Here is a 24,339-nt window from a genome sequence, read left to right as displayed (position 1 = left end):
GCGCTCAGTCGTTGTCCTTCAGCGGCGGCGACTCACGCTTGCTCACGCTCGAATCGTCCGCGCCGTAGCCGCCCACGCCCTTCTTCTGGATGCCGTCGGCGCCCACCTCCGCGTCCGCCACGTCACGACGCGGCTTACCCTCCTCTTCGTGCCGGGCTTGCTTCCGCAGGTTCTCCGCGTCCTCGTCCGCCCGTGGATTCTGGCTGCTCTTGTCTGGCCGGCCCTGGTTCTGCGCCATCGCTCGCTCCCATCGCAGAGGAGCCTCGCGCGCCACCGCGCGAGGCCCGGTGATGAGGCAAAGGTCCGAAGCGTCCCGCCACCCGACAAGGGACCAGCACACGCCCCGCCGCTCGCCCTCCGCTCGTCCGAGAGCCGGAGCAGGCAGGCGGGAATGCAGGCGTGGAGTGCGCATGGTGCCTTCGCCATGGGCGGCAGCACGGCGGCTCCGCACCGCCAGTCATCGAACAAAGAGCGGATAGAGAGGGAGGAGACGCCCGTAGCTGTGTTCACACTTCGAATAAAGCGACTGCGCCTGCCCCTCGCCTTCATCCAGGTAGACCTGGCGCGCTTCGGGAGAAAGGCAATCCACGTTGACCGCACGCAGCAGACGCTGAATCTCTGCAATGGACATAGGCCATACCCGTGCCGTCTTGTCCTTTGAGGCAGTGACGACGTGCTGACCGTCGGAACTGAAAACCGCTGACAAGACACCGTCCTCATGTCCCCTCAGCACCATGGGTTCTCCACTCCCATCCGCATTCCACACCCGCGCCGTCTTGTCCTTTGAGGCAGTGACGATGCGTTGCCCATCCGGGCTGAAGGCCGCCGACAAGATGCCGGCCTCACGGTCTCTTAGCACCACTGGTTTTCCACGCCCATTCGTCTTCCACACCCACGCCGTCTCGTCCTGCGCGGTCGAGACGACACGCTGGCCGTCCGGACTGAAGGCCGCCGACACGACACCTTCATCATGTCGCCCCAGCACCACGAATTCTCCATGCCCACCCGCCTTCCACATCCGCACCGTCTTGTCCCTTGAGGCAGTGACGATGTATTGGCCATCCGGGCTGAAGGCTGCCGACACGACGCCTTCCTGATGTCGCCCCAGCACCATGAGTTCTCCACGCCCATCCGCATTCCACACCCGCACCGTCTTGTCCTCTGAGGCGGAAACGACGCGCTGGCCGTCCGGGCTGAAGGTCGCCGACAAGACGGCGTCCTCATGTCCCTTCAGCACCACGGGCTCTCCACTCCCATCCGCCTTCCACACCCACACCGTCTTGTCCCTTGAGGCAGTAACGATGCGTTGCCCATCCGGGCTGAAGGCCGCCGACAAGACAGCGTCCTCATGTCCCTTCAGCACCAAGGGCTCTTCACTCCCATCCGCATTCCACACCCGCGCCGTCTTGTCCCCTGAGGCCGTGACGACGCGCTGGCCGTCCGGGCTGAAGGCCGCCGACAAGACAGCGTCCTCATGCCCCCTCAGCACCACCACGGGCGTTCTACTCCTCGCTGCCATCCACACCCGCGCCGTCTTGTCCTCTGAGGCAGTGACGATGCGTTGGCTGTCCTTACTGAAGGCTGCCGACAAGACGCCAGCCTGATGCCCTCTCAACACCACGGTCTCTCCGCTCCCGTCCGCATTCCACACCCGCGCCGTCTTGTCCCCTGAGGCAGTAACAATGCGTTGGCCGTCCGGGCTGAAGGCTGCCGACACAACGCCGCCCGCATGTCCCCTCAGCACCATGGGTTCTCCACTCCCATCCGCATTCCACACCCGTGCCGTCATGTCCCTTGAGGCAGTAACGATGCGTTGGCCATCCGAGCTGAAGGCCGCCGACCAGACGAAGTCCTCATGTCCCCTCAGCACCACGGGTTCTCCACTCCCATCCGCATTCCACACCCGCACCGTCTTATCCACCGAGGCAGTAACGATGCGTTGGCCGCCCGGGCTGAAAGCTACCGACAAGACGCCCTCCTCATGTCCCCCCAGCACTACGGGCGCTCCACGCCCATCCGCATTCCACACCCGCGCCGTATTGTCCCCCGAGGCAGTGACGATGCGTTGGCCATCCAGGCTGAAAGCCACCGACAAGACGCCCTCCTCATGCCCCCTCAGCGCCACGGGCTCTCCACGCCCATCCGCATTCCACACCCGTGCCGTCTTGTCCTTCGAGGCAGTAACGATGCGTTGGCCCTCCGGGCTGAAGACCGCCGACAAGATGCCAGCCTCATGTCCCCTCAGCACCACGGGCGCTCCACGCCCATCCGCATTCCACACCCGCGCCGTCTTGTCCCAAGAGGCCGTGACGATGCGTTGGCCGTCCGGGCTGAAGGCCGCCGACAAGACAGCGTCCTCATGGCCCCTCAGCACCACGGGCGATCCATGCCCATCCGCCTTCCACACCCACACGATCCTGTCATTCCCACATACGACGGCGATACGACTCCCGTCTGGACTGAATACCGCCGTGCTGATGTCTTTATTGCAGTGCAGGGTAACGATAGGAACAGGTGCTGCCAGCAGTTCGAGTGCCATCTCCACCCAGCCACGTGATTGCTCCGGTTGATTCACCTCCAGGAGCAGTCTGGAGGAAATAGCCAGATCGGCCCGCTCCATCTGCTCTCGTGTACCCGCCATCAACGCATGCTCACGCGCGAGTAGGCGCGCTGCATCAGCCGAACGCTGTTGCCACAGCGCCCAAAGCACAACCAGCACTGCTCCAACCGCCACCAGCCGCCATCTCTGTCTCGCCGCTCGCTCCTCCCGCAGCTTCCTGGTGGCCTCCGCCTCCCGCAGCTTCCTCGTCTCCGCCTCCTGCCGCTCTCGCTCCTTTTGCCGCTGCTTCTCCTCCTGCACCTCCCGGACCCGCGCCTCCCTCCGCTCGAACACCTTGCGTGCTAGCCAGTCATGCCCCAACTCAAAGTACTGACCGGGATGGTGCGCCTCGGCGTGAAGCACGGCAGACGCCTCCAGGTGCTTCAACACCGTGGTGGCCTCATCCTCCGACAACTCGGACTTGGACAGTTCAGCGCGCGCCTGTTTCTCCATCAGCAAGGTGCGGCTCCCATCGTCGGAAACCAGATGCTCTTCCAACAAGCGCCGCGCGTCTTCCTTCAGCGCCCCCAGCCCTTCCAACGCCATATCCAGATACTGGGAAAGCAGCGGCTCGGCCTGCGCCGCTCCGATGGCGCCGCCCACGGCCCGCTCCCCCCAGAGCGCCCGGCAGACGATCTGCGCGAAAGCCGCCTGCACTTCCGCCTCTTCTGAGTCATCCTGCCCGGCCATCCGCATCTGGCGCATCAGGCCGGACACTTCCTCCCGTGACCACTGCTGCGCCGGTGTGCCCGCCGCGGCAAGCTGGCACGCAACCTTCACCATCTCTCCGACCGTGAGTGGCCCCAGGCGAAACCCTTGCGCCAGCAGCTCCCGCCGTCCGCGCGCCCAGTCCCGAAAGCGACCCAGGTAGTCCTCGCGCAGCGCCAGCACGAGTTGCAGCCCCTGCAGGGGACTGCGCGCCAACACATGCAGGCTCTCAAGGAACTCCTCCATCTGCCTCGCGTCACGCCCCACTCGGAAGAGCTGCTCAAGTTGATCCAGGTAGATCAGCAGGGGGCGATCTGATTGCTGCTCCGCCAACTCCAGCGCCGAATCGATTCCGTCGGAGAGATTCGGGTGCTTCGGGGACGGCCCCAGGTCGAGTTGCCGGAACATGGTCTGCACGAGCCGCTCCAGTGGCGCCTCGTCCTTGAGCCAGCCTTCGATATGGACGACCCGGGTGTCGTGCGTGCCCACCAGCATCGGGAGCACTCCGGCCTGCATCAACGAGGACTTGCCCGCTCCGGAAGGTCCAAACAAGGTGACGCAGGGGTGCGCCAGGATCCGGTTCGCCAGTTGCTGGGTGACCTCGTTCCGACCGAAGAAGCGATGCCGATCCCCCGCCCGGTAGGGTTGGGGGCCCAGGAAGGGATTATCCCTCGAGGGAGGAAGCTCACTCATGAAGACTCTCCAGGCCGCAGCGCCTCAAGCAGTCGGGTCAACTCCGGGAACGCGACCTGGGTGGTCTGTATGCCCCTGCCTCTGGGCAGGCCGCGCCCCTCGTACCAAGCGCTGCCCGTGGCATCCTCCGGCTCCAGGAGTACGGTACTCCTATCCGGGATCGCCCGATTGAAGAGGCACTGGAGCAGGTGGCGGTGATCCCACGACAACAGGGACATGCCCAGCACCAGCGCAGGCTGGTTGGCCAGGGTGCTCAAGATCTGATCGGCCAGGACCTGGGGTAGCACGGACTCCAGTTCGCGCACATTGCGCAAGTAGTCGTCCTCCGTGAGCAGTGGAGGTGAGAACACCGGGCCGGGCAGGTAGCCACGGTAGAGTCGCACCAGCACTACATCCCGCTTCGTGTCGAAAGAGGTCGGCGGTGTGGCGCACTGCATCCAGCCCTTGCCGGCCACGTATTGGCGGATGTGGGGCCGATCCTTCGTCTTCGCGGGCTGGATGATGTAGAGCGGCACGTCGGGCCTGTGCGTGGCGAGTGCCAGTTCCAGGACGGGTTGCCGCAAAAGCGTGATGTGGAACCCGGGCCGAAGCCACCGTGCCAACACATCCACGAGTGGCATCGACGGAAGGACGTCCCTGTTGACCGCCTCCTGGAACCGCAGGCTCAGCTCGTCCTCCCCGGATTGCAACGCATACCGCTGTGCCAGCGCGCTTAGCGTCAGGTGCTCGGACGCTGTCCAGGGAGCCTCTTGGAGCTGCTCGTGCAACAACTTACGGAGCGGCTCGAAGGTGCCGCTCCAGTGGTCCCCCAGCAACAGCGAGAAAGGTTTCTGGAGCAGTTCCAACAGCGAGCGAACGGCAGGATTCTCCAAGGGAACGAAGGCCACGGTCCCGCCCGGCGGGTCACAATCGCGCGCCCCGAGGGACTCCAGGACACCTCGCTTGCCAAGAACGTGATGGACCAGGGAGACGGCGGCTCTGGCCGCGAAGGGCTGCGCCCGATCGTTCTTGTAGCCATCCGCCCAGTCGCAGATGGCCTTGACGAGAATGACTTCCACATTCATCCGCTGCGCCGCGGCGTAGGCACCCGCCCCCTCCATCTCGCCCCCCTGTGCCGTGGGAAAGGCTTCGAGCAGGGCATCGCGGAACGCGAGATCGTCGGTGAGCTTCTCTCCCGAGAGCAGGGGGCTCTGGAAGACATTGACGGTGTCCTCACCCCGGCCGAGCTTCCAATCCGCACGTCGCGTCCGGAATCGCTCGGACAAGATGGGGCCGCAAGGCAGCGGCTGCCCCCGGTGGACCACCCTCTCACCCACACGCTGCAGTTCATAGGGAAACACGGTCTCGGCGACGATGACATCTCCGAGCCGTTGCTTGTCTGGCCCGATGCCGAAGGCGATCCCGACCATCACGATGGCCTTGGGAGCGAGTTCCTTGATGGCATCACCCATCGTGAGCGTGGAGCCACCGTGCCCCATGCTCCCCATAGTGCTCTCCACGTGAGCAGCGACGTACTGGCCGAACTGGCCCAGACGGTAGGTGGTGTTGCGCAGAGAGCCCTCGACCAGGCTCCTTCTTCCGGGAAAAGGCTTCAGCACCTCATACAAGGCGTTGCGTTCCACCTCCGTTGTCGTGAGCAGCAGCACATCCACCCGGGGCAGAAGTCCCTGCAACTCCCGGGAGGTGACAGCCTCGAACACCGGAGGAGGACCGAAGGTGACAGGAGGGACGTAGCTGAAGTGGCACCGGGACCCCTCGCGGATCTCCTGAATGAACTTCACGCCCACCTGACCGAGGAGTGAATCGAGCGCACCGCTCTCGGCGTCCTGGAGCAGCCGGGCAATCTTTTCCCTGGGAAGTTGGATGGGAAGGATGAATCTTCCCTCCTGCAGAGCAGGAGCGGATGCCCTGGCTTCATAGCGGGTGGAAAGCGGCCCGGTGAGCAGTTCCCCGGAGAAGGCAGCGGGCACGGGAACGGACAGCCAGAGATCGAGCGAAGCCGTGGCAAGAGAGGAAACGGTCTCCGTGGTCGAGTCGGCGCGTGCAGCGGGAAGAGGCGCGGCCTCCAACGTGCGGCGCCGGAAGTCGAACAGATTGGAATCGCATCCGCGCAGGTACAGCACCGGGGAGAAGGCCTCCGCGCTCTCATTGAACTCCTCCAGGACGCTGCTCCGGGCGTCATGCAGGCCGCGCGCCACATCTCCCTTCGCAGTTCCAGCCAGCGTGAGCGAGCGATAGAGCGCCATCGCACAATGCCGTGCGACGTCCGCCTTTACGGGCCACAGATACGCCACCACCGCCGCGGCGCCGGACTGAACCAGGAGCTCCGCCGCGCTCATCAGCCCATCGGGGTTCGCCCCTTCGCGGGGCTCCAGAACAATCAGACGCAAATCCCTAGGGAACGCGGGGCTCAACTCCGAGGCCAGCTCCCTCACCTTGAGCCAGGAAGGCGCGCCCTCTGTGCTCGACATCCGCAAGCACAGGGACTCCTCAGCCAGTTCCCCATGCCCGATGAAGTGGAGGATGTGCGGCGTGGGCCCATGCCGCAGTCGCTCCTTGACGAAGGAAGCACTGGCACGAGAGCCCGTGAGCGGCTCCAGCCATTTGATTTCTCCTGACTGGATGCTCGGTTGCAGCTTCGCATACAGCCGGTCGGGTCCCTCCTTGTCCGAAGGAGAGATGACGAGCAGCCGAACAGCGTCCTTCACTTCGCGCGGCTGCAAGAATCCCGTCGACTCGACGCCACGAGCAAGGAACACCTCCTGCGACGTGCCCAGGAAGCCAGACGGCGGGCCCGGCCGATAGAGCGCCTCCCAAGGGATAGTCTTCAGCCTAGGCCCCTTGGGGTTCAGCCGCAGCAAGACAGGCATGCCCTTCGCGGCGCCTTGAAGCGTGAGCAGGGCATCCCGCAGCCCCTGCTGGAAGAGGGCATCGTGGAGTTCCCGGGCCTCGTGGAGCGCCTTGCCCTGGAGGGAGCGCGTCAGGACGGACTCGTCCAAGGCCGCCGTTTTCACCCACTCACCGAATTGGTGCACAGTCTCCGGCGAGAACCGCGCGCCCAGGGAGTGGGGGGCCCATTGCACATCCTGGCCCGCTCCCCAGGCGGTGGCGCTGAGCACATCCCCTGTCTGGGTGATGTCGATCTCCAGCCACAGCTCCGAAACCACCGGTCCATCCTTGTTCATGCGCGGCGGAGCTTACTCCTTCACGAAGGAGCATGCGCTCCAGCAGAGCCAGTCCGCATGTCCTGCCGGCCCTCCTCACCAGGAGTGTGGGGCTCGTGGTTCTGTTGGATGCACTCGGAGAAGTGGTCGATTTCCCGCCCTCGGGTAGCTCGAGTTCCACCATGTCCTCGGCGCGGTCGTCCCGGCGTCGGATGGGCCCCTGGTACGCACCCGGTAAAGGTGGCAACCTGCCTCCATCTCCTTCCGGGCGTTGATCACCGCATCAACGGCTTTCGAGCATGTCCGTCGTTCGCTCTCCGCGCGGTGTCCTCCCTCCCGAGCCTGGTCCCCAGACCACGGACACCTCCGGGGAGCACACCGCCAGCGAGGCGAGCCAGACGCCCGACACCACCGCGTTGACGCTCGACCTCACCGCGTCCCACTCGGAAGAGCCCGCTCCCCTCACCGCCCCGTCCCTCCGCGTCTTCGAGGACGACGAACTGGTCGCCTTCCGCTACCGCATCCGGGGCCTGCTCGGGCGCGGCGGCATGGGCGAGGTCTATGACGCGGAGGATCTCGAGCTCGGCGAGCGCGTCGCGCTCAAGGTTCTCCGGCGCGAGCTCGCCGAGCGGTCAGGCGCCCTGGAGCAGCTCAAGCGGGAACTCGCGCTCGCCCGCAAGGTCTCCCACCCGAACGTCTGCCGCCTCTTCGACGTGGGCTTCCATCTGCGCACCGGCCCCCGCGGACCCGAGCGCCTCTGCTTCCTCACCATGGAGCTGCTCCAGGGCGAGTCCCTCTCCGCCCTGCTGCGCCGCACCGGTCCGCTCCCGCCCACCGAGGTGCTCCCGCTCGCACGCCAGCTCTGCGAAGGACTCCTCGCCGCGCACGAGGCCGGCATCGTCCATCGCGATCTCAAGAGCGCCAACGTGCTGCTCGTCCCGGGCCGGCCCGGCACTCCGCCCCGCGCCGTCATCACCGACTTCGGCCTCGCGCGGCTCGAGGACGAGGCCACGGCGGCTCCCAGGGGGTCCGGCACACGGCTGGCCGGCACGCCCGCGTACATGGCGCCCGAGCAGCTCCAGGGCGGGCCCCTCTCCCCCGCCACGGACCTCTACGCGCTGGGCATCATCCTCTTCGAGCTGCTGACGGGCACCCGCCCCTTCCAGGGAGAGGATGTCTGGAGCGCCGCGCGCCAGCGGCTCCATTCCCCCGCGCCCTCGCCGCGCACGCTCCGCCCCGGGCTCGACAGGCGGTGGGAGGCCCTCGTCCTGCGCTGCCTCGAGCGCCTCCCCGAGCAACGTTTCCAGCGCGCCCACGAGGTCCTCGCCGCGCTCCCCACCCCAAGGGGGGCACGTCCGCTCGCGCAGTGGCTCCGGGCCGAGGCCCGCCGCGTCCTCGGACGCTTCGCCCTGCTCCTGGGTGGACTGTTCGCGGCCTTCCACCTCCAGCCGTCGGACACCGCCCCCGCGCGGCTGGCGCCCGCCCGCCGCTCCGTGGCCCTCCTCGGCCTGATGGATCGGACGTCGCGGCCCGACAGCGCCTGGCTGTCGATCGTGATCGACCAGGCACTCGCCATCGAGCTGAGAGCCGGTGAGCGGATTCGTCTCGTCTCCCGCAGTGGCGAAGCGAAGGCCGCCCTCTCGCTTCCGGACGCCGAAACCCATCCCCCCGAGACGCTGACCAGGCTGCGCGGCCTGCTCGGGAGCGACCTCGTGCTGCTGGGCTCGTACGCCCTCATGGAGTCCCCTGGCGCCACGCGCCTGCGTCTGGTGTTGCGGCTCCAGGACACCGCCACCGGAGCCACCGTCGCGCTCGTGGAGGAGAGCGGTCCCCTGAAGCAACCGCTGCCCCTGTTCACTCGCGCTGGCGCCCGCCTCCGGGAGGCGCTCGGCGTTCCGGACGAGACCCTGTCCCCACCGCTCGAGAGCGGCCTGCCATCCCGCCTCGACACCCTGCGGCTCTACGCCGAGGGGATGACCCGGCTTCGTCAGCAGGATGGAGCCGGAGCCCAGGCGCTCTTCGAACAGATGATCGCGCTGGAGCCGGAGCCGACGCTCCCCCATGCGCGGCTCGCCTCGGCCCTGGTGGCGAGGGGCGAGCGCGGCCGGGCCCAGGAGGAGTTTCGCAAGCTCCTCTCCCACCCGGAAAGGCTCTCGCTCAAGGGCCGCCTCGACAACGAGGCCCAGTCCGCCATGTATGCGCGGGACAAGCAACGGGCGGTGGAGCTCTACCAGCAATACGTCGGCCTGTTCGCGGACGAACCCGAAGGGGCGCTCTCCCTCGCTGGCGCACAGCTCACCGCCGGGGACCCGGCGGCGGCACTCGCCACCCTGGCGAAGCTGCGCGAACGCTCGCCTCCGCCCGTCTTCACCGTCACCCTCGATAACACCGAGGCGAAGGCCGCCCTGAAGCTTCGGGACTTCCCTCGCGCCCAGGCCGCGGCGGACCGCGCGGCCGTCCGGGCCGCGGAGTTGAAGGACTGGTACTCCGCGGGCGTCAACCGCAGCCTGGAGGCGGAGGTCTTGACCTCGCAGGGAGCCCGGGAACGCGCGCGGGAAGTCCTGAGGGACGCCGTCCGGCTCTTCCGCCGCTCCGGAAACCGGCGCTCCGTGGCCGACGCCATCCGCCAACAGCTCTCGCTGCTGCCGGTGGGGGACCTGAAGGGCGGGCTCCAGGTGGCACGAGAGGCGAAGGCCCTCTACGCCGAGCTCGGCTATTCCGCCGGGCTGTGCATGACGCTCCTCGACATGGGAGAGCACGAGCACCTGCTGGGCGAGCCGCGCGAGGCCCTTCGCACCCTGGAGGAGGCGCTGCCCCTCTGCCACGAAACACGCCTGCCGCGCCTGGAGATGGAAGGCTGGAGGCTGGTGGGCACGGTTCACCGGGGCCTGGGAGCGCTCGACGCCGCCGGGGCCGCGTTCCGCGAGCAGCTTCGGATCGCACGGGAGCAGCAGAGCCTGGCGGTGGCCGCCACCGCGCTCCTGGAGTTGGCGGAGCTCACGCTCGTGCGAGGAGACCTCGCCGAGGCACGGCGGCTCCAGGACGAGGCACGCGGACTCCCCCAGACGTCGGGACAGAACGAGCCAGAGAACCTCGACGGCCTGCGCCAGGCCTGGCTCGCCTTCGAGGAAGGCCACCTCGACGAGGCCGGGCGGCTGGCGGACGCGGCCGTGACGAGCGTGCCGGAGCTCTTCGTGCCCGAGGCCCACCTCCTCCGGGCCCGTATCCTCCTCGCCCAGCAGCTGTACAAGGAGGCGAACGTCGCCCTCCTGGAGGCCGGTGAGCCCAGCCCGCTGATGACGTGGATTGGCCTGAAGATCCAGAGCGCCCGCCTTCGCGCCGCGCGAGGAGGCGCCTCGGAGCGGGAGGAGGCGCGCACGAGCCTCCAGGAGCTGCTGGCCCGGGCCGGGAAGGTGGGCTGGCTGGAGGGGCAATACGAGGCGCGCCTGGCGCTCGCGGAGGTGGAGCTGGCCTCGGGAAGGCGGGCGGCCGGGCTCGCGCGGCTGGAGGCGCTCGAGCGCGACGCCCGGAAGAGCGGCCTCGGGCTGTGGGCCGCGAAGGCCGCCCGGCTGCGGTAGATTCCAGGCCGTGCCTCCCGACGACGAAACGCTGTCCAACCCCGGGCCGGAGTCCCACGCCCCGGCGGCACGCCCCAGGCCCTTCCTGCTCGCCGTCATGGAGATGGAGCAACCGCTGGCGCGCCCTTGTCTGTATGGGTTGGACGCGCTGGACGAGGTACTGCTCGGCCGGGGCGCGACACGGGTGTGGAGCCGGCGGTCGCACGAGGGACGCAGACAGCTCGTCCTCCAATTGCCAGACCGTTGGATGTCGCGAGAGCACGCCCGGCTGGTGCGCGCGGGCGAGCAGTGGATGCTGGAGGACGTGAACTCGAAGAACGGGCTCCGGGTGAATGGCGAGACCCGGGGCCGCGGCTGGCTGGCGGATGGAGATCTCATCGAGCTCGGCCACACCCTGCTGCTGTTCCGGCTGACGGCGAGCACGGGGCCCACGTTCTCACTGGACACCAGCGGCGGAGAGCCCCAGGAGCCGGTGCCCGGCTTCGCCACGATGAACCCCGGGCTGACGCAGGAACTGGCGAAGCTCGCGCGGGTCGCACGCACGCCCGTGCCCGTGGTGGTGGAGGGCGAGACGGGAACGGGCAAGGAGCTGCTGGCGCGCGCCTACCACGCGCTGTCGGAGCGGCCCGGCGAGTTCGTGGCCGTCAACTGCGGCGCGCTCCCGGACACGCTGGTGCAGTCGGAGTTGTTCGGCTACCGCAAGGGCGCCTTCTCCGGCGCCAACGAGGATCGCCCGGGGCTCGTGCGCAGCTCGGATCGCGGCACCCTCTTCCTGGATGAGATTGGCGAGCTGCCCTTGCCGGCCCAGGCCTCGCTGCTGCGCGTCCTCCAGGAGAGCGAGGTGCTCCCCGTGGGAGGGACGAGGCCGCTCGCGGTGGACCTGCGAGTGGTGGCGGCGACGAACCGGGACCTGGGGCGGATGGTGCGCGAGGGCTCCTTCCGGAGCGATCTGCTCGCGCGGTTGTCGGGGCTGCGGCTGTGGATTCCCCCGCTGCGCGAGCGGCGCGAGGACGTGGGCCTGTTGGTGTCGGAGCTGCTGCGGCGCCTGGTGCCCCCGGGAGCCCGCGGCCCGTCCTTCACACCGGCGGCGGCGCGGGCCCTGTTCCGCCACGAGTGGCCGCGCAACGTGCGCGAGCTGGAGCATGCCCTGGCCCTGGCCGTGGCGCTCTCTCCGGAGCGCATCGGCCTCGAGCACCTGCCCGCCGAGCTCCAGGCGGAGCCGCCGCCCCGTGCGCCGGAAACGGCCCCTCCCGAAACTCCACCCGACACCCGGGAGCGGGACGAATTGCTCGCGCTGCTCCGCGAGCACCAGGGCAACGTCAGCCGGATCGCCCAGGCGCTGGGGACCTCGCGGGCGCAGGTGCACCGGCTCTTCAAGCGGCACGGGCTGGAGCCCGAGTCCTTCCGGTCCTGACCCCGCCTCCGGTGTACCAGGTGTACCAATGGTCCAGGGGTGTACCGGCCCGGGAGCTCCGGGACTGGTACACCCGGGCCACCGCGGCCCCCTGAATCCAAGGGCTTGTCCCGGTGCATGGGCTGGCGTGGTGCTTGCTGTGGCGGACCTTGGGATCCAAACCCCGAGGCACACGCATGAAGCACGTTTTCGTCCGTCGGATTCTCACGGGCCTGCTGTCCGTCCTTCCCCTGGTGGGCTCCACCGGCGACGCCGCGCAGGTCTCCCACCGCGCCGCGCCGCTTCCTCCCGACAGCCCACTGGCCCTGCTGCCCGTGGATCCACGAGACAAGCCGCACGCGCCCGGCCGGGAGCGAAACGGAGACAACCACCGGGACCGGGGCAATCCCACCGAGTGGATCCGCCAGCACGGCACGCCCGTGTACGACCAGGCCACCGCCATCACCTGGTCCCGCGCCCACGTCTACACCGTGGGCAACAGCGGCGAGGACCTCGACGGCAACACGAGCGCCGGCGCCCAGGACACCTTCCTGATGAAGCACTCGCTGGCGGGTGCCCACCAGTGGACTCGGCAGCTCGGCTCCTCGGCCAATGACTACGCCACCGGCGTGGCCGCCTTCACTCCGGCCGATACAAACACTCCCGCGTTCCTTTATGTGACGGGCTACACCTCCGGCCGCATGCCGTCGGCTCCCGGCCTCAACGCGGGCGGCGCGGACCTGTTCCTCACCCAGTACGATGACGGAGGCACTGCCAACTGGACGCGGCAGCTCGGCTCGTCCGGCGGGGACTACGCCCAGGCGGTGGCCACCGACACGGCCGGCAACGTGTACGTGGCGGGCTACACCACCGGCAACCTCGACAACAACACCAGCGCGGGCCTCAAGGATCTGTTCCTCGTGAAGTACGACGCAAGCGGGAACAAGAAGTGGACCCGCCAGTTCGGCACGCTCAAGAACGACGAGGCGCGGGCCGTCACGGTGGACGCCAACGGCGCCATCTACGTCGCCGGCCTCACCCACGGCTCGCTGGCCGGCACCAACACCAGCCTCGGCGACGCGGACATGTTCCTGGCGAAGTATGACGCCTCGGGCAACCGCCAGTGGTTGAAGCAGTTCGGCACCTCGGACGTGGACGTGGCACAGGGCGTCACCACCACGCGCTCCGCCACGGGCGTAGTGGACGTGTACGTCTCCGGCTACACCCTGGGCGCCTTCGTGGGAACACGCGCGGGCGGTTATGACGCCGTGGTGGCGAAGTACGGCGCCGATGGCACCGCGGGCTGGAAGGTGCAGCGAGGCTCGGCCGGCAACGACCTGGCCTACGGCATCACCGCGGACGGCACGGGGAATCTCTTCTTCACCGGCACCACCAACTACGACCTCGGCACCAACCTGTCGGCGGGCAGCAACGACGTGTTCCTCACGGAGCTGCGCGCCTCGGACGGTGTGCACAGGCTGTCGCGGCAGCTCGGCTCCACCCACCCCAGCGACTCGCTGGCCGAGGGGGACATCGCCTTCGGCGTCACGGTGGACAACTCCGGCGGCATCTACGTGGCGGGCTACACCGAGGGCGAGTTCGCCGACACACTGCTCGCGGGGGACAAGGACGTCCTCATCGCGAAGTATGGCGGGGGTTGCGACTTCCTCGCCCCGAACACGTGCGACGGTGGCTCCGGCTGGGGTGACCCGCACCTGAGCACCTTCGATGGCAACGTGTACGACTTCCACGCGGTCGGCGAGTTCATCCTGGCCGAGTCCACCCATGGCTCGCCCTTCACCATCCAGGTGCGCCAGGCCGCCTACAATCCCTCCATCGCCGTCATCTCCGCCGTGGCGGCGCGAGTGGGCACGGACAGGGTGGTGCTCCACCGAAGCCGGTCGACCGTCTCCATCAACGGCGTGGCGACGTCCATCATGGGCGTCCTCCCACTGCCCGGTGGCGGCTCCATCTCCCGCCAGTCCGATGGTGCGTTCCTGGTCGCGTGGCCGGGCGCGGAGCGGATGAAGGTCTACGACTACGGCGCCTCCCTGAACGTCTTCGTGCTCGTGCCCGCGTCCTACCGGGGCAACGTGCGAGGCCTGCTCGGCAATGACAACGACATCCCCGCGGATGACTTCGCGCTGCGGGACGGCACGCCGCGGGCCGCGCCGCTCACCTTCGAGCAGCTGTATCGCGACTCCGACAGCTTCGCCCACAGCTGGCGCATCACCCAGGCCGAGTCCCTCTTCGACTACGAGCCCGGGCGGGATACCGCGTACTACACGGACCTGAACGCGCCTTATTCCTGGGCCAGCAACCACCACCTGACGCCGCAGGAGCGGCAGGACGCGGAAACGCTCTGCCTCAACGCGGGCGTGACGCAGCCCTTCGCTCTCGAGGCGTGCATCCTGGACGTGAGCCAGACGGGCGACCCGGGCTTCGCGGCGGGCGCGGCCCAGGCGCAGGGATTCCTGGGAGTGCTGTTCCCCTACGATCCTCTGCCCCCCGCGCCCCAGCCCATCTACTGGCAGGACTTCAGTGGCACGGTGGGCTCCGAGTGGAGCCACACGCAGACGAGCACCTCACCCGTGGGCAACCGGAAGTACCTCGGGGCGTTCGGAGACGGCCCGGTGACGCTGGTGGTGCCGAACCTGCCGGACCACACGAAGGTGACGATCAGCTTCGACCTGTTCGTCATCGGCGGCTGGGCGGGAGACACGTGGGGCGTGAACATCGACGGCGTGGGCGAGCAGCGCACCACCTTCTCCAACACGGCGAGCCCGCAGGCCTTCCCCGAGTGGAACGTGACGGCGAGCTACTCGGCGTACTCCGGCGCGGCGGAGGTGGACACGCTGGGCTACGCGGCGGGTGACTCCGTCTACAAGGTGAAGTTCACCGTGGACCACCTCGACCCGGTGCTGCGGCTGGACTTCTTCGGCGAGGGCCTGAGCTCGCAGACGTGGGGTGTGGACAACGTCCAGGTGCAGCTCCAGTAACGCGCGGTCACGGGAATCCACACATGAATGCGAACGGGATGTCGATGAGGCGCTCGCCGGCGCGGGCCCTGCTGGTGGGCCTCGTGCTGGCGCTCGGTTGTGCGCGGTCCGAGGAACAGGAAACGCCGCCGGAGCAGCGGGAGCAGGCGGTGAACGGGCTGGTGAGGCGGGCCCTGGTGTCAGGAGGCGTGCGGCACTCGCTGGCCGTCAAACCAGACGGGACGGTGTGGGCCTGGGGCGCCAACAGCTCCGGCCAGCTCGGAGACGGCACCGTCACATCGCGCACGAAGCCGGTGCGGGCCACGGGGCTGACGGCCATGAAGGCCGTGGCGGCGGGCTACCAGCACTCGCTGGCGCTGGGCACGGACGGCAAGGTGTTCGCCTGGGGCGCCAACAACTCCGGCCAGCTCGGCGAGGCCACCACCACCCCGCGCCGCCTCATCCCCACGGAGGTGACGGGCATCGCGCAGGGCGTGGACCTGGCCGCGGGGCTGTACCACTCGATGGTGCTGCGCGCCGATGGCACGGTGTGGACGTGGGGCGCCAACAGCTACGGACAGCTCGGGAACGGCACCACGGCCAACCAGGTGACGCCCTCACAGGTGGGGGGACTTCCCTCCGTGGGCGTGACGGCCGTGGCGGCGGGTGCCTACCACTCGCTGGCGCTGGACGTGGATGGCAGGGTGTGGACGTGGGGCTCCAACAGCTATGGGCAGCTCGGCGACGGCACCACCACCCCCAAGCGCTCCGTGGCGGCGAAGGTGCCCGGGCTCGAGAACGTGGTGGCCATCTCCGCGGGCTACTACCACTCCCTGGCCCTGCGGGTGGACGGCTCGGTGTGGGCCTGGGGAGAGAACCTCAACGGCCAGCTCGGCGATGGCACCATCACCCGGCGCTTCGCACCGGTACGGGTCACCGCCACCGGGCTGCCGTCCATGGTGGCGCTGAGCGGCGGAGGCCTGCACTCGCTCGCGCTCGGGACGGACGGCTCGCTGTGGGCCTGGGGCTCCAATGCCCGGGGCCAGCTCGGTGACAATGACCGCGCCAATCACCTGACGCCGGTGAAGATGCTGGGGCTCTCCAACGTGGTGGCGCTCGATGGAGGGGACACGCACTCGATGGCGCAGCGCGTGGACGGCTCGCTGTGGGCGTGGGGTGACAACGGCTACGGACAGGTGGGCGAGGTTCCCCTCGTCGACCAGCCCGCTCCCGTGCAGGCGCTGACCGCCTCCGCGCGCGGCATGGTGACGGCGGGCACCGCGTTCTCCTATGTGCTGCGCGCGGACGGCTCGCTGTGGGGCTTCGGGCTCAACGACTGCTACCAGATGGCGAGCACCGACCCGGACATCGGCCACAGCCCCGTGAAGGTGACGGGCATCGACAACGTCCGCATGGTGTCCGCCGGCCATGACTTCGTCATCGCGCTGCGCTCGGACGGCACCGTGTGGGGCTGGGGCAATAACGGACGCACCCAGCTCGGCGATGGGACCCCGGTGAACCGGCACACTCCGACGCGGGTGAGGGACCCGGAGGATCCAACGGGCCTGAAGCCGTTGGGCCAGATCGCGTCCGTGTCCGCCGGCTTCAGCCACGTGCTGGCACTGCGCTCGGATGGGACCGTCTGGGCGTGGGGCTACAACGATTACGACCAGATCGGGGACGGGATTCCCTCCACCACCTCCATCGTGAGGTTCGTTCCGGTGAAGGTGAAGGGGCTCGACAACGTGGTGGCGGTGTCCGCCGGCAGGTATCACTCGCTGGCACTGAAGGCGGACGGGACCGTCTGGGCGTGGGGTGGCAACATGGACGGCCAGCTGGGAATCGGGTCGACCGTCGCCAAGGTCTCGCTCCCCGTGCAGGTGCCGGGCCTGAGCGGAGTGGCGGCATTGGCGGTGGGCACCCGGGCGCTCAAGGCGGATGGCACGGTGTGGACCTGGGGCAACAACCAGTTCGGGTATCTCGGAAACGGGAATGCCCCCGTGGGCAGCAACGTCCCCGTGCAGGTGCCTGGCCTGGACCGGGTGGTGGCGCTGTCCGACTCCAACGGCGTCCTCGCCCTGCGCGCGGATGGCACGCTGTGGGCCTGGGGGCCCAACAACGGTGGCCAGCTGGGAACCGGCACGACCTCCTACTCCGTCACCACTCCGGTCCGTTCCGCCACGCTCAACGGCCTGGTGTCGATCGGAGGCGGCAGCGCGCACAGCCTCGTGATGCTCGCGGACGGCTCGGTCTGGGCTTGGGGATACAACGCCAATGGCCAGCTCGGGGACCCCACGCTGGCCTCCCACCTCACGCCGTTCCAGGTGGTGCTGCCCTGAGCACGGGAGCGCATCAGTAGTCCGGACGGCAGACCCAGGGCTCGGTCCCGGAGGCGCGGTGACAGCGCTGGAAGGGACCGCAGCCCTCGGGAACTTCCGGGTCGCAGGGCTGGCGGCAACGGAAGACATGGCAGACGAGCCCCTCGGGACAGGGGGGCTCGTTCCCGCCACAACGGGCGGCACACCGCATCCAGACCTCACCCGGGCGGTGTGGGGCGTAATCCACGAGGCACCTCTGCTGCTCGGGGCAGGGGGCGCGTTGACAGTCCTCACCGTGGACCCGCGCGCAGACCGAGCTGCGCTCTCCGACCTGGACGCAGCGCTGTCCTTCGGGGCAGGAGCGGCCATCACATGTGGGGCGTGTGCCACCTCATCGGCATTCCCGTGGGCAATCGAAGTACTCCCAGTCCGCGGGATCCTCGCAGCGCTCCGCCCACTCAGCCTCGCTCATCTACACACCAGGCGTCACGCCGTGATGAGACCCGCCACGTCCCCTTCTCTCTCGGGCACCAAGCCATCCGAAGAAAGTCCGTGCAGGGGTCTGTCCTCAGCTCAAGGGCAGGAAGGGGCGCTCCGGGCACGGTGTCGCCAAACTTGTCCAACTGTTGGACAAGTTCATGAAGAGCGCGCCCGGGAGGCGGACAGCACCCGCGGGCGTGAGTTGCGTGGAGCGTGCGGACCTGAAAGGACCTTGCTCCGATCGCCCTGGCGCGACTGAGCGGCGCCGAGTGTCCGTGAGATGAGACACGCCAGCCCCATGAGGGACGGCGAGCGCCGCGCTCCAAGCCATTGCCCACTCGGAGCGGCGTGCCTGTGTCATCTGGCCCACCGCTTGCTCATGGGGTTGCGTCGGGGAGATTGACCGGACAGGTCATGTGCCGCACCCTGAGGGTCATGGCACGTGACGAAGAGCCGCGAGAGGACGCCTATCCCCGGGCGCCCTCGCGGGAAGAGTGGGCGAGGATGAGCGAGGTGGAGAGGGCCCGGGTGGTGGAGGAGTTGCCCGGGGAGGTGACGTGGGACGAGATGGCGATGCCGGAGGGAGACCTGCACTCCCAGGCGAAGATGGGCGCGTTGCAGGCACTCAAGGGGTACTTCTCGCGGCAACAGCGGCGGGTGTACGTGGGCTCGGAGCTGCCGGTGTATTACCCCGCCGAGCGCCGCTTCGCGCCGGACCTGGTGGTGGTGCTGGACGCGGAAGCGCACCCGCGCAGCAAGTGGGTGGTGAGCCACGAGGGCAAGGGGCTGGACTGGGTACTGGAAGTCCATGTCGGCGGCGATCGGAAGAAGGATGCCGAGTACAACGTGGAGCGCTACGCCCGGGTGCGCATTCCCGAATACTTCATCTACGACCGGGCCCGGCAGCGGTTGTACGGGTACCGGCTGCCCTCGCCCGAGGCGCGGGAGTACGTCCCCATTGCCTCGGAGGGTGGCCGGTTCAGCTCGGAGGTGCTGGGGTTGGAGCTGCAGGTGGAGGAGGGGCGGTTGCGCTTCTGGGCGGGGAGCGCACTGCTGCTGGAGTACGAGGAGCTCATCGACCGGATGCGGGAGTCGATGAAGGGGCTGCAGCAGCGAGCGGACGCGGATGCCCGTCAGGTGGAGGAAACGGAGCGGCTGCGCCAGGAAACGGAGCAGCGGCTGGTGGAAGAAACACGGCGGCGCGAGGAGGAAACGCAGCGGCGCGAGGAATTGGAGCGGCGCCTCGCGGAGGCTCGAGCCGAACTGGAGCGCCTCAAACAGCGTGGGCCATGAGGTGACCTCCCAGATGAGGTGCGGCCTCCCGTTTCGCGAGGTGATAGAAAGGCGAACGGAAGGAGGCCGCACATGGCCGACGAATCACCCTTCAAGGGCGGGCGACTGGGGCCGTTCCACCTCGGCAGGCGTTACAAACACAAGGAGCTCGGAGCGGGCCTGGGCCGTGTCTACGAGGCACACAACGTCGACACCGGGGCGTCGGCCCTCGTGCTCACACCCGACCGGAACGCGGACTGGGAGCCCATGGAGGACTGGCGGATCTCCGCCTCCTCGCACGAGTCGCCTCCCTACGTCGCGCTGGAGGTGGGGCATGCCCCGGCCTCGGGCCGGCTGCCGGCCCTGGCGGAGTTGCTCGACCTGCTGGCCTCCGCGGTCGAGCGGTTGGAGCAGAACGCCGAGGCCCGCGCCCACCTGACCCGCGAGCCCATCGGACTGGCGCGCAGATGGCTCGGACGTTCGCGACGATGGCTGCGCTCCTGGCGGGGGCGCTCCCTCGCGGGCCTCGCCACGGTAGCGCTCGGCGTGGGCCTGTGGCTGGGCATCACCCGCTTCGACAATGGTCCGGAGCCTGAAGCCCTCACGGCCCATGGAGTGGGCGCCGAGGCCGCGGCCCGGCTCGATGCGCCCATCATGATCGACAAGCACGATCGGGGTGAGATGGCCATCGCCTATCCCATGCCTGGAGGCCCCTTCCGCAACCAGGCCAAGGCGCCCTGCTTCCCCGACGAGGGCGAGGTGGAGATCAATGGCGGGTGCTGGGTGGAGCTCGCCAAGCGTCCCCCCTGTCTCAAGAACCAGGCCGAGTACCAGGGCAAGTGCTACCTGCCGGTCGCCGCGTCAGCCCGAAAGCCCCAATCCATCCTTCCGTGAGCCAAGGTGCTTGCATGACCGGAAAAGTCATGTTCCTATACGGACTCGCGAAGTAGGACAGGAAACCCACTGACTGCCAGCGGTGGATGCCGTGGCTTCCCTCCCAAGGGCTGTACCGGCGTACCCGCGTCATGGCGGGGCGCCACCTCAACGCTCCCCGCGGTGCCTGGCAGCCCACGGTGGAGCGTTGTTCTTTTCTGGGGTGGAACGTGACCGAGCAGAATCTCCTCTCGAAGACACTGAGCAACATGGCCCGCGAAGCCCGGATGCGCGCGGGTCTTACCCAAGAGGACGTGGCCGAGCGCCTCGACCTCCACCAGGAGGTGTACGGCCGGATCGAACGAGGATCGCTGCTCCCCAGCATCCTCACCCTGCGGCGTCTGAGTCTGGTGTTGCATGTTCCCGCGGATGAGCTGCTCGGGATCGCCTCCACGCATCCGTCCGCGTTGACGCACTCACCGCCCGCCAGGCGGGATTCGCCCCAGGTCAGGCGGTTGATCCGCTCGGTGCGCGAGCTGAGTGCTTCCCGGCTGCGGACGCTGAGTCTCCTCATCTCCCACTTCCGGCGCCGCGACTGAGCCTCCAAACGAGAAGGCCCCCGTCCCCTTCCGGGAACGAGGGCCTCATCTTCACGGCGAAAGGGCTCAGCTCTTGTACTTCACCGAGCAGCCGTACGGCTCGGTGGTGGAGGCCGGCACGGGCTTGCCGGACAGGAGCGCGTCCACCGCCGTCTTCACGTGGTTGGTGGTGCCCTCCTTCTTGTTGCCGCGCGGATCATCGTCGATGGCGCCCGCGTAGCGCACCACGCCCTGCTCATCGATGACGTACATGTGCGGCGTCGTCTTGGCGGCGTACGCCTTGCCCACCGTGCCGCTCGGGTCCTGCAGCACCGGGTAGCCGAAGCCCTCGGTCTTCTTCCAGGCCGCGGACTTGTCCGGCGTGTTGCTCGCGGTGGAGTCCACCGCCAGCCACACCACCTTCTTCGCGTCCACGCCCGAGAACGTCTTCTGCATGGTGTCGGCCGTGTAGTGGCGCTGCACGAAGGGGCAGCCCGGGTTGGTCCACTCCAGCACGACGATCTTCCCCTTGTACTGCGACAGCGTGTGCTCCTTGCCGGCCTCGTCCTTCAGGGTGAAGGCCGGAGCGGGCTTGCCCACCTGGGCGGTATCGGCGGCGATGGCCGCCACGGGCAACATCACAGCGAGGGCCACTGCGGTGAAGAAAGGCTTCATTCGCTCTGCTCTCCTTGTGGGGTACTGCGGAAGAAACAACTCGCGGGCGGCGGCTATCGCGCGTCGGCCACCCGCTCGGCCGCCCGGCGCACGGCGTCAGTGACGGAATCGGCGGTGAGGAGCTCGGGAAGCACCTCGGGCTTGTCGGGCGCCGCGGGGCTCACCACCAGGTACATGGGCACGCCCGCGCGGCCGAACTCGGCCAGCTTCGCGCTGATGCGCTCGTCCCGCCGCGTCCAGTCCGCCACGAAGAAGGCCACCTTGTGCTGCGCGAAGGCGGCGCGCACGTCCTCGCGCGTGAGCACCGTGCGCTCGTTGAACTTGCAGGTGAGGCACCAGTCCGCGGTGAAGTCGATGAACACGGGCTGCCCCGCCTTCAGCGCCGCGGCCACCGCCGCCTCGTCCCACGGCTGCGCCTCGGCCACCATGGAGGCCTTGCGCACGGCCGGGCCCGTCTCCTCGAAGCGCAGCGAGAGGACGCCGCCCACCACCAGGATGGCCACCACCGCCGCCACGCCCGCCGCCTTGCGGCCGCCCGAGCCGCCCTGCACCAGGCCATACAGCCACGCGCCCAGGCCCACCACGGCGAGGAAGGCGAGCAGCCGCGCCATGCCGTCCACGCCCGTGAGGCCGCCCATCACCCACACCAGCCACACCGTGGTGCCCAACAGCGCGAAGCCGAGCAGCTGCTTGCCGCGCTCCATCCACGCGCCCGGCTTGGGGAGGAACTTCGTCAGCCCGGGCACGAGCACCAGCAGGCAGAAGGGCAGCGCCAGGCCGAGGCCCAGCATGAGGAAGGTGGCCAGCACCGTGACCGGGCCCGACGCGAGCGCGAAGCCCACCGCGGTGCCCAGCAGCGGCGCCGAGCACGGCGTGGCCAGCACCACGGCCAGCACGCCCTCACCGGCGCTGCGCGCGAAGCCGTGGCTCGAGTCCACCTTCTCCACCAGCGAGGTGCCGTCCGTGCCCACGTTGAAGACGCCGAAGAGGTTGAGCGCGAAGGCCACCAGCACCGCGGCCACGGCGGCCACGAAGAGCGGCTCCTGGAACTGGAAGCCCCAGCCCACGCTGCTGCCGCCGGCGCGCAGGGCCAGCACCACCGCCGCGAGCACCAGCATGGAGCCCACGATGCCACCGGCGTACGCCAGCGCGTGCAGCCCCACCTGGCCGCGCTCGGCGTGCACGGTGCGGGTGAAGCCGTAGGCCTTGAGGGCCAGCACCGGGAAGACGCACGGCATGAGGTTGAGCAGCGCGCCCCCGAGGAAGGCGAAGAGCAGCACCAGTCCCAGGGACAGCGAGGACTCGGCGGCCACGGGCGAGGCCGCCACCGCGGACGTCTGGGCGGCCACGGGCTTCTCCGCCGCGGCGGCCACGGGAGCGCCGGGCGCGGCGGCCACCACGGAGGCCATCGGCAAGCTCACCGTCAGCGCGGAGGAGCCCAGGTGCAGCACGCCCGCGAAGCGGGGCTCCTGCGAGGGCACGTCCGGAGCGGCCTGGCCCTCCATCTTGAAGGTGCCGGGACGGCCCGCCACGGGCGACAGCGCCAGGCGCGCGATGCCGGGGATGCGCTCGGGGACGAAGAAGTCCTTGCCCACCGCGGGCACCGGCTGGCCCTGGGGGCCCGTCACGGTGAGCGTGCCGGTGAAGGGCTGGCCGGCGGTGAGCGGCTTCGTGTCGAGCGCGAGCGTCACCGCATGGCCGGAGCTCTCGGGCGCCACGGGCACGCGCGCGTGGGCCGCGGCGAAGACGGGCTCATGCTCGGCGTCCGGCCGCGTCTCGGGGCCCACGGGGATGTTGCGGGTGAGCATGAGCTGCGCGGGCAGACAGTGCACCTCGCACACCAGCACGTCCGCCGCGGCCGACAGTTGCAGCGAGCTCTCGGCCTTCTCGGAGGCACGGGCCTCGGCGAAGAGGAGCACCTCTTCCGCGTAGCCGTAGGTGGTGATGTAGCCGTCCGGAGTGCGGAAGGTGGACGGCGCGGGCCAGCGCAGCTCGCCCACGGTGGTGCCCGGCGTGTCCCACGTCACCTCGGAGGCCAGGCCCGACTCGCCCGGGTTCTTCCAGTAGATGTGCCAGCCCGGGTCCATGCGGAAGCGCACACCCACGCGGAAGGCGTCTCCCGCCTTCACCTGGGCCACGTCCGTCAGGAGGGCGGCTTCCACCCGGTCATTGCCCTCGTCCCGCGCACCACTGGCCATGGCCGTGGAAGGCAATTGCGCCCGGGCCTCGGCCGCACCGAGGCAGAGCCCCAGCACCGCGAGGAAGAGAAGGGCTCCCCAGCTCGAACGTCGTACCCGCTGCTTCATGCGACTCCCGTTAACCCACCGGCCCGCCGTTCGCCAGCCGGATGGCCGTGGATGGGCTCTCCTCAACCCTCCAGGCGGTCAGGCATTCCCGGTGGGCCCTGCCCCGGTGTTACGGGTGATACGCGGGCCGCCATTCCCAGGTTACAGGGGGGAGGGCCAGGGTGATGAGGGTGGATACCTTCCGTAGCGCTCGAATGCTCGCCGAGCGGCCGGGCCCCGAGGATTTCCTGGAGTGGAGCCGGTTCCGCCAGGACCCCCGGGTCGCGGCCACGCTGGGCGGGCTGCGCCCCGAGGAACGCCTCCGGAGGGATCTCGACGCCATCCTGGAGCATTGGGCGCGCCATGGCTTCGGCGTCTGGATGTGGCGAGAGCCAGCGGACGGACGGCTCATCGGCCACTGCGGTCTCCGGCATTACCCGGTGGAGGGCCAGGAGGAGCTCGAGCTGCTCTACGCGCTGCGCTTCGAGTCCTGGGGACAGGGGCTCGCCACGGAGATGGCCGCGGCCTCGCTGGAGGTGGGCTTCGGGCGGCTCGGCTTCGAGGACGTGGTGGCCTTCACGCTGACCACCAACAAGGCCTCGCGGCGCGTGATGGAGAAGCTGGGCATGCGCTACGAGCGGGACATCACCCACGCGGACCTGCCGCACGTCCTCTTCCGCATCACGGCGGCGGAGTGGCGCCAGGGCGCGGGGCGCGAACGGTTCCCGCTCAGCTGAACCCGCCG

13 protein-coding genes are annotated in these 24,339 nt (G+C 68.9%); 8 read left to right on the top strand and 5 right to left on the bottom strand.

Features of this window, described 5'->3' with window-relative positions:
• Positions 1-4 precede the first annotated feature (4 nt).
• The 3 genes from BO221_RS39465 to BO221_RS39455 form a co-directional block, all read right to left on the bottom strand.
• Positions 5-238, bottom strand: coding sequence for a hypothetical protein (locus BO221_RS39465; protein ID WP_073566084.1), 234 nt, complete (start codon positions 236-238; stop codon positions 5-7).
• Positions 239-457: 219 nt separating this feature from the next.
• Positions 458-4,000, bottom strand: coding sequence for a hypothetical protein (locus BO221_RS57155; RefSeq protein ID WP_073566083.1), 3,543 nt, complete (start codon positions 3,998-4,000; stop codon positions 458-460).
• Positions 3,997-7,185 carry a CHAT domain-containing protein gene (locus BO221_RS39455; RefSeq protein WP_073566082.1) on the bottom strand — a complete coding sequence of 1,063 codons (3,189 nt, stop codon included), beginning with the start codon at positions 7,183-7,185 and terminating at the stop codon, positions 3,997-3,999. Before BO221_RS39455 ends, BO221_RS57155 begins: the two co-directional genes overlap by 4 nt.
• 278 nt (positions 7,186-7,463) lie before the next feature.
• Here BO221_RS39455 and BO221_RS39450 point away from each other — a divergent pair, with 278 nt between their 5' ends.
• The 7 genes from BO221_RS39450 to BO221_RS39420 all read left to right on the top strand — a co-directional run bounded on the left by BO221_RS39450 (position 7,464) and on the right by BO221_RS39420 (position 20,655).
• Positions 7,464-10,742: a serine/threonine-protein kinase gene (locus BO221_RS39450; protein ID WP_073566081.1), complete on the top strand. Its 3,279-nt coding sequence runs from the start codon at positions 7,464-7,466 to the stop codon at positions 10,740-10,742.
• Positions 10,743-10,752: 10 nt separating this feature from the next.
• Positions 10,753-12,156, top strand: coding sequence for a sigma 54-interacting transcriptional regulator (locus BO221_RS39445; protein WP_073566080.1), 1,404 nt, complete (start codon positions 10,753-10,755; stop codon positions 12,154-12,156).
• A gap of 176 nt (positions 12,157-12,332) precedes the next feature.
• Complete coding sequence (locus tag BO221_RS39440; protein ID WP_073566079.1) at positions 12,333-15,134, top strand: SBBP repeat-containing protein; 2,802 nt, start codon at positions 12,333-12,335, stop codon at positions 15,132-15,134.
• Between the two features lie 23 nt (positions 15,135-15,157).
• Positions 15,158-17,452 carry an RCC1 domain-containing protein gene (locus BO221_RS39435; RefSeq protein WP_083682134.1) on the top strand — a complete coding sequence of 765 codons (2,295 nt, stop codon included), beginning with the start codon at positions 15,158-15,160 and terminating at the stop codon, positions 17,450-17,452.
• An 894-nt stretch (positions 17,453-18,346) separates the two neighbouring features.
• Complete coding sequence (locus BO221_RS39430; protein WP_073566275.1) at positions 18,347-19,204, top strand: Uma2 family endonuclease; 858 nt, start codon at positions 18,347-18,349, stop codon at positions 19,202-19,204.
• A gap of 72 nt (positions 19,205-19,276) precedes the next feature.
• The gene (locus BO221_RS39425; RefSeq protein ID WP_073566078.1) at positions 19,277-20,077 is read left to right on the top strand and encodes a hypothetical protein; all 801 of its coding nucleotides are present in this window, start codon (positions 19,277-19,279) and stop codon (positions 20,075-20,077) included.
• A gap of 209 nt (positions 20,078-20,286) precedes the next feature.
• Entirely contained in the window at positions 20,287-20,655 is a 369-nt protein-coding gene (locus tag BO221_RS39420; RefSeq protein ID WP_233166462.1) for a helix-turn-helix transcriptional regulator, read from the top strand.
• A gap of 66 nt (positions 20,656-20,721) precedes the next feature.
• Here the strand turns inward: BO221_RS39420 and BO221_RS39415 are convergent, their stop codons facing one another.
• Together BO221_RS39415 and BO221_RS39410 are read right to left on the bottom strand one after the other, a co-directional pair.
• Positions 20,722-21,309 carry a thioredoxin family protein gene (locus BO221_RS39415; RefSeq protein ID WP_073566077.1) on the bottom strand — a complete coding sequence of 196 codons (588 nt, stop codon included), beginning with the start codon at positions 21,307-21,309 and terminating at the stop codon, positions 20,722-20,724.
• A gap of 53 nt (positions 21,310-21,362) precedes the next feature.
• Positions 21,363-23,615, bottom strand: coding sequence for a protein-disulfide reductase DsbD (locus tag BO221_RS39410; protein ID WP_083682132.1), 2,253 nt, complete (start codon positions 23,613-23,615; stop codon positions 21,363-21,365).
• A 164-nt stretch (positions 23,616-23,779) separates the two neighbouring features.
• Between BO221_RS39410 and BO221_RS39405 the strand changes: the two genes are divergently transcribed.
• Positions 23,780-24,331 (top strand): GNAT family N-acetyltransferase, encoded by a 552-nt coding sequence (locus BO221_RS39405; protein ID WP_073566076.1) that lies wholly within the window; start codon positions 23,780-23,782, stop codon positions 24,329-24,331.
• The last annotated feature ends 8 nt before the right edge of the window (positions 24,332-24,339 follow it).

Origin of the sequence: Archangium sp. Cb G35 (genome assembly GCF_001896145.1) — a bacterium.
GTDB lineage: Bacteria > Myxococcota > Myxococcia > Myxococcales > Myxococcaceae > Archangium > Archangium violaceum.
Note: the sequence above shows the minus strand (reverse complement) of the source record. Positions and strands in the feature narration are given on the sequence as shown.

Bases quoted from the DNA above. Each gene is read 5' to 3' on its own strand.
- BO221_RS39465 (WP_073566084.1), bottom strand. From the start codon at position 238: ATGGCGCAGAACCAGGGCCGGCCAGACAAGAGCAGCCAGAATCCACGG.
- BO221_RS57155 (WP_073566083.1), bottom strand. From the start codon at position 4,000: ATGAGTGAGCTTCCTCCCTCGAGGGATAATCCCTTCCTGGGCCCCCAA.
- BO221_RS39455 (WP_073566082.1), bottom strand. From the start codon at position 7,185: ATGAACAAGGATGGACCGGTGGTTTCGGAGCTGTGGCTGGAGATCGAC.
- BO221_RS39450 (WP_073566081.1), top strand. From the start codon at position 7,464: ATGTCCGTCGTTCGCTCTCCGCGCGGTGTCCTCCCTCCCGAGCCTGGT.
- BO221_RS39440 (WP_073566079.1), top strand. From the start codon at position 12,333: ATGAAGCACGTTTTCGTCCGTCGGATTCTCACGGGCCTGCTGTCCGTC.
- BO221_RS39435 (WP_083682134.1), top strand. From the start codon at position 15,158: ATGAATGCGAACGGGATGTCGATGAGGCGCTCGCCGGCGCGGGCCCTG.
- BO221_RS39430 (WP_073566275.1), top strand. From the start codon at position 18,347: ATGGCACGTGACGAAGAGCCGCGAGAGGACGCCTATCCCCGGGCGCCC.
- BO221_RS39425 (WP_073566078.1), top strand. From the start codon at position 19,277: ATGGCCGACGAATCACCCTTCAAGGGCGGGCGACTGGGGCCGTTCCAC.
- BO221_RS39415 (WP_073566077.1), bottom strand. From the start codon at position 21,309: ATGAAGCCTTTCTTCACCGCAGTGGCCCTCGCTGTGATGTTGCCCGTG.
- BO221_RS39410 (WP_083682132.1), bottom strand. From the start codon at position 23,615: ATGAAGCAGCGGGTACGACGTTCGAGCTGGGGAGCCCTTCTCTTCCTC.
- BO221_RS39405 (WP_073566076.1), top strand. From the start codon at position 23,780: ATGAGGGTGGATACCTTCCGTAGCGCTCGAATGCTCGCCGAGCGGCCG.